This window comes from Streptomyces niphimycinicus (assembly GCF_018883605.1).
Lineage (GTDB): Bacteria > Actinomycetota > Actinomycetes > Streptomycetales > Streptomycetaceae > Streptomyces > Streptomyces niphimycinicus.
In genome coordinates this window covers 1-5,530 of record NZ_JAHLEM010000811.1, presented here as the reverse complement: position 1 = coordinate 5,530, position 5,530 = coordinate 1, and the positions used below count along the sequence as shown (strand labels likewise).

At 74.4% G+C, this 5,530-nt stretch carries 2 protein-coding genes; both read right to left on the bottom strand.

Annotation, left to right across the window (positions count from 1 at the left end; genetic code table 11):
• Nucleotides 1-273 precede the first annotated feature (273 nt).
• Nucleotides 274-1,233 carry a hydroxymethylbilane synthase gene (gene hemC, locus KN815_RS43230; protein ID WP_216347232.1) on the bottom strand — a complete coding sequence of 320 codons (960 nt, stop codon included), beginning with the start codon at nt 1,231-1,233 and terminating at the stop codon, nt 274-276.
• Nucleotides 1,234-1,263: 30 nt separating this feature from the next.
• Nucleotides 1,264-5,530, bottom strand: a 4,267-nt coding sequence (locus KN815_RS43225) for an SAV_2336 N-terminal domain-related protein (protein WP_216347231.1), incomplete at its 5' end; no start/stop codon positions are given.

Genomic DNA, 5,530 nt, shown 5'->3' with positions numbered 1-5,530 from the left:
TCCAGGCGGCCATCCGGCCCAAGCTCGCCCGCGTCCCGTACGCCACCGCCCACCCGGCGGTCTTCCTGTGCTCCTCCGCCACCCCACCGGGGCCCGGCGTGCACGGCATGTCGGGACACCACGCGGCGCGGGCGGTGTGGCGGAGGCTGCGGGCGCGGTAGGGCCCGGAACACGGCCCCGGACGGCGGCGGGAGCCGCCTCAGCGCGGGAGCGCCCGCCTCAGCGCGGGAGCCGCCTCAGTGCGGGAGCGCCCGCCTCAGCGCGGGAGCCGCCTCAGTGCGGGATCGTGTCGATGACCTCGCGGGCGCCCTGCCGCAGCAGCGCCACCGCGACCGACGTGCCCAGAGTGGCCGGGTCCAGCGGGCCCGCCCACTCGTGGGCGTCCAGCACCGTCTTGCCGTCCGGGCTGAAGACCCGGGCGCGCAGCGAGAGCCGCCCGTCGCGCTCGGCCTTGGCGTAGCCCGCGATGGGGGAGTTGCAGTGCCCTTGCAGCACATGCAGCAGCATCCGCTCCGCGGTGATTTCCTTCCAGACCTCGGAGTCGCCGAGCCCGGCCACGGCCTCGATCGTCCCGGTGTCGTCCTCGCGGCACTGGAGCCCCAGCACCCCGGCCCCGATCGGCGGGCACATGGTGTCCACCGGCAGGATCTCGCTGATCCGGTCGGTACGGCCGATCCGCTCCAGCCCCGAGACGGCCAGCATCAGCGCATCGCATTCGCCCGCCGCCAGCTTCTCCAGCCGGCGGTTGGCGTTGCCGCGCATCGGTACGCACTCGAGCTGCGGATGGGTGATGGCGAGCTGGGCGACGCGCCGCACCGAGGAGGTGCCGATCCGGGTCCCCGCGGGCATCTCGTCGAGGGTCAGCCCCTCGGGGTGGATCACGGCGTCGCGGATGTCGTCCCGCTTGAGGTACGCGGCGAAGACCGTGCCCGCGGGCAGCGGCCGGTCGGCGGGCACGTCCTTGATGCAGTGCACCGCGAGGTCCGCCTCGCCCGCCAGCAGCGCGGCGTCCACCTCCTTGGTGAACGCCCCCTTCCCGCCCAGCTTCGACAGATCGCCCATCCAGCGGTCCCCGGAGGTGGTGACCGGCACGACCTCCGTACGGATACCGGGTCGCAGCGCGGCCAGCTCGGTGCGGACCCGCTCCACCTGGGCCAGGGCCATCGGGGAGGAACGGGAGACGATGCGGATGAGACCGGCGGAGCCGTGACCGGAGTCGGAGGCGGAAGACATGGCCTAGAGGATAGGCCCTCGGGGTGGGCGCTATGTCCCGGCCCCGGGGAACCCCTCCGCGACCAGCACCGCGAGATCGAGGTAGGCGTCGAAGGTCCTGGGCGCCAGTCGCGCGAGGTCGATTTCCCGCCCGGCGGCCACATGGTCGTCGTACGGCACGACGACCACGTCGCGGCAACGGGCCCGGAACTCCGCGACCGGGTCTTCTCTCGGGTAGGGCCGGGACGTCTCATGTGATGTGCTGATCACGGTGATGGCATTGCGTGCCAGGTCCGCGTGGCCGTCCTCGGCCAGCCGGTCCAGGATCGTGTGCGCGCTGTTCGTGAGTTCCGCGGACGGGGTGGTGACGATGATGAGCTGGTCGGCGAGGTCGAGCACACCCCGCCTGCCGGTATGGGACGAGCCGGTGTCCGAGTCGGCGAGAATGATCGAGTAGTGCCTGCTCAGCGCCCCGATGACGCGGCGGTACTCCTCGTTGGTGACCGGGGCCCGCCGGGTTCCCGGGCTCCTTTGGTCATAGTCCCCCGCGAGGATCTCGAGTCCGGACGGCTTCTGTGTGGTGTATGGCTCCAGGGACGTACGGTCGTCGGGAAGCGGATCGCTGTGCGCCAGATCACGGAGGGTCGCCCCGGCCTTGTACTGAACGCGACGGGTGAGACCCCGGCCGCCGGGGATCGCGTCGACCGCGAGGACGTGCTCCTCGCGCTCGCTCGCGAAGATGGCGCCGAGCGCGAGGGTCGTGGCGGTCCGTCCGACCCCGATCGGGTGGCTGATCACCGCGATGCGGTGGCAGACCGTCAGGTCCCTCAGGATCACCTCCCGTTTCCGTTGCCGCCGGGCACTTCTGCCGAATCCGGCGTTCCGGAGAATGGACGTCAGACGGCTGGGGCGCGCGGCGCGGGCGGGCGGCGGGGCCTCGGGCCGTTCCGCGAGCGGCACCTGAGGGCCGGGGACGGACGTGTCCGGCGGCGAGTCGTCCGGGAGTTGGGCGTCCGTCGACTCGGGCTCGTACGGCGTCTCGTGGCCGAACGTCGGCATGGCCGTCAGACACTGGACGAAGACGTCCGCCACCCGGCCGGCCGACGGTCGCCTGCCCGGCCGGTCGTCCAGACAGGCGGAGATGGTCGAGAGCAGTTGGGGGTTGCGCCACAGGTCCGTGGTGCGGATGAGCTCTCCGGTCGGCTGTGCGTCGCTCAGGTCGCGGAGGATCCGGCCCAGGGCGTAGACGCTGTCCGCGGCGGTGGGAGCGCCCGGGGGGCGGGCTCTGACGTTCGCGTCGGTCCAGCCGATCAGCTTCACCGTGCTGTCGGTGACGAGCACGGTGTCCGCCGTGAGCGGCCCCGGCACGACGCCCTTCAGCGAGCACATGTTCACCGCCTCGGCGATGCGCAGGCCGATGGTGGCGGCCCGTACGGCGTCCAACAGGGGGGAGCCGTCGGGCCTTCGGCCCATGAGCGAGGACAGCGGTGGGGCGGGTGAGCCGTCCGGGAGCCGGACGCATTCCACCACGAGCCCCGGAGGGTTGAGCGAGGAAGCGTCGACGAAGAGCCGGGGGGCGTAGTGCCCGGCCATCCGCCGCAGCGCGTCCGCCTCGGCCCGCAGCGGCCGCCCGCTGCCCTGGGCGGTGCTGCCAGGGGCGATGCGCAGCACCACATCGTTCGACGCGCCCGGCCGACGGGCCAGATAGACGCGGTAACCCCGACTGCCGCCCAATCGGCGGTAGGACCGATACGCGTTGATCGACGGCAGGGTGCTCTCAGGCTCCGGACGGGAGGCGCGAGCGGAGTCGGGCGGCGCCGAGGATGGTGGGGCCGTCAACACATTCCAACCGCACATATCGCAGAAGCGGTCGTCCGGGGCCAGCGGACCGCCGCACTGCGCGCAGACGATGGGCCGCTCGGCCCGGGGGCGTCGGGTGCGGGGCTCCGGAGTCCCGGCCTCCGGCTGGAAGTGGCTGAGGAACTCCCAGACCTCGTGCGCGGTGTGGCCGTAGGGCCTCTCCCGGCACGACATCACCAGCGCGCGGAGCGGCTCCCAGGCGGCACTGCTCCAGCGCGGCATGAAATAGAGCCCCGGGGCGGGCCGCCGCGTCGGCGCCCCGCCGCCGAGGCTCAGCAGGATGTCGCCCAGCGCCCTGACGTTGTCCTCGGGGGTCGGCGGGCGGTCGCCGCCGAGTGCCGGGGACGGCGCACCGTCGATGGACGCCGATGACCAGCCGGTCAGGAGGATGTCCGCCCCGGCGACATGCACCGTGCTGACGGTGAGGTCACCGTGCACCATGCCCGCCTCCTCGGACAGCCGTACCGCGTCCGCGACTTGGCGGGCGAGCGCGAGGGCGGTGCGCCCGTCCCACCGCCCGGGGTCGGTGCGGGTGGCCTCGTCCGGCCGGTCGTCCCCTCGCTCGGCGTCGCCGCGCAGGAAGTCCAGCCGGTGCTCCCATCCCTCGGCGTTGCCGCGCAGGAGGTAGTCCAGCCGGTCCCCGATGAAGGCTTCCTCCGCGAGCCACGGAACGTCGTCGTCCAGCCCGGTGCGCAGCAGACGGCGGGTGTAGCGCCCGTCCATCCGGCGCAGTGCCTCCGCCTCCACGCCCAGCAGGTCGGCGGCCTGCTGTCCGTGCACATGGCGGGCGATCCGGACGATGGCCTCGGCACCGTAGGCGTCCTGGCCCAGAAAGGGATTGACGCGCGCTCCCGGCGGTCCGGCCATCGTCAGCCGGTACGGGCCGAGCATGTGCGGGTCACCGGGTTCCGGGCGGCGCCACTCCTGCGCCGCCGTGGCGGTCGCGAACGCCGACGACAGCGACGGTGCCCCCAGCCGGGTCGCCAGCCGTCGCTCCACCGCGCTGAAGGGCCGGGCGCCGGGCGGGAGCCGGTCGGTGCCGCGCGCGTCGGCCAACCAGGCCGGGAAGTCGGGGGAGCGGCCCGCCAGTTGTTCCAGACGGCGGCCGATCAGCTTGCTGGTGGCGACCAGTTCGGACAGCGGCACCGCGCCCAGCAGGGCCCGCTGCGCCGTGTCGGCGAAGGCGAAGGGACGGTGTTCGGGCGGCAGCGGGTCCGATCCCGCCGCGGCGGGCGGTTCGACGGGGTGCATCAGCCCGCCCAGGAACACCTCGGCGAGACGTCCGGTGTCGGTCCGGCCGTCCACCGCCTTCTGCACCATCCGCATCACCGGCACCGGCAGCGGGGCCACGGCGGCCAGATGGGCGGCCAGCCGGTACGCCTCCGGGGAGGCCGCGTCCCGGAAGCGCTGGACCCGGCTCAGCTCATCGGCCGGGGTGGGGGTGGCAGCCGGGCTTGTGACGATGGCGGTGGCGGTGGCGGGGACGGAGGCCCGGGCGGGGACGGTGGCGGAAGGGGCGATGCGGGGGCCGCCGCGCCCCGGGTCCAGCAGCGGCAGGACCGCCGTACCGCTCGCGGAGGCGATCAGCCGGGCCCAGTCGGCCAGCGGTCCGGCGTCCGGTTCCAGCACCGGCACCGGCACCCCCTCGAAACGCGCCAGCGCGGCGGGCAGCACCGGATCCGCGACCGTCCAGTCCGTATTGGCCGAGCCCGGTCTGCGGGTCCGCACCTGCCAGCGCCGGGCCCGGATCCCGGAGCCCTCCCACAGCCGGGGCGGCAGCGCGTGCACCACCGCCGTGGGGCCGACCCCCGCCCAGCGCGCCAGCACTTGGCCCATCCGCCCGTCGCGCCACGCGGCCCCCACCCCGTCGCTCACCACGAGCACCAGCGTGTGCCCGGAGGGGTCGGAGAGCGCCGTCGTGGGGAGCCCGGGCGCGTCCGGGGCGTAGGGCCGGGCGCGCAGCGCGGGGGCGCCGGTGCCGCGCGTATGCAGCCCGAGGACGCGTACGACGCGGAACGCGCCCGAGCGCTCCAGCACCGTGCGCAGTTCGACGGCGAGCCGCCGCCACAGCAGCATCGACATCCCGTCGTCGATGACGAGCGCGAGATCGAGCCAGCGCTCGCGGGCGGGGCGGGTCACCACATCCGGCAGACCGGTCTCGGCGAGCGCCGTGGCGGTGGCGGCCTCGTCGAACTCCCGCTTGAGCGGATTGGGACGGTGCTGCTTGAGCGGGCGCAGGGCGCGGCCGATGGACAGCTCCTGGCGCAGCGCCTTGTCCTCGGGCACGCGCAGCGGCAGTGCGCGCCGCGCGTCGGGCGCCCCTTCCGTATCGGGGCCCTGGCTTCCGCCGTACAGGCCGCGCAGCCGCTGATCGCTACGGGGCCGGGGCCGGGGCTGGTCCGGCGGGTCGTCCGGGCGCCCCTTGGCGGGGGCGGACGGCTGGGCGCCGGGGCCGTCG

Bases quoted from the DNA above. Each gene is read 5' to 3' on its own strand.
- hemC (WP_216347232.1), bottom strand. From the start codon at position 1,233: ATGTCTTCCGCCTCCGACTCCGGTCACGGCTCCGCCGGTCTCATCCGC.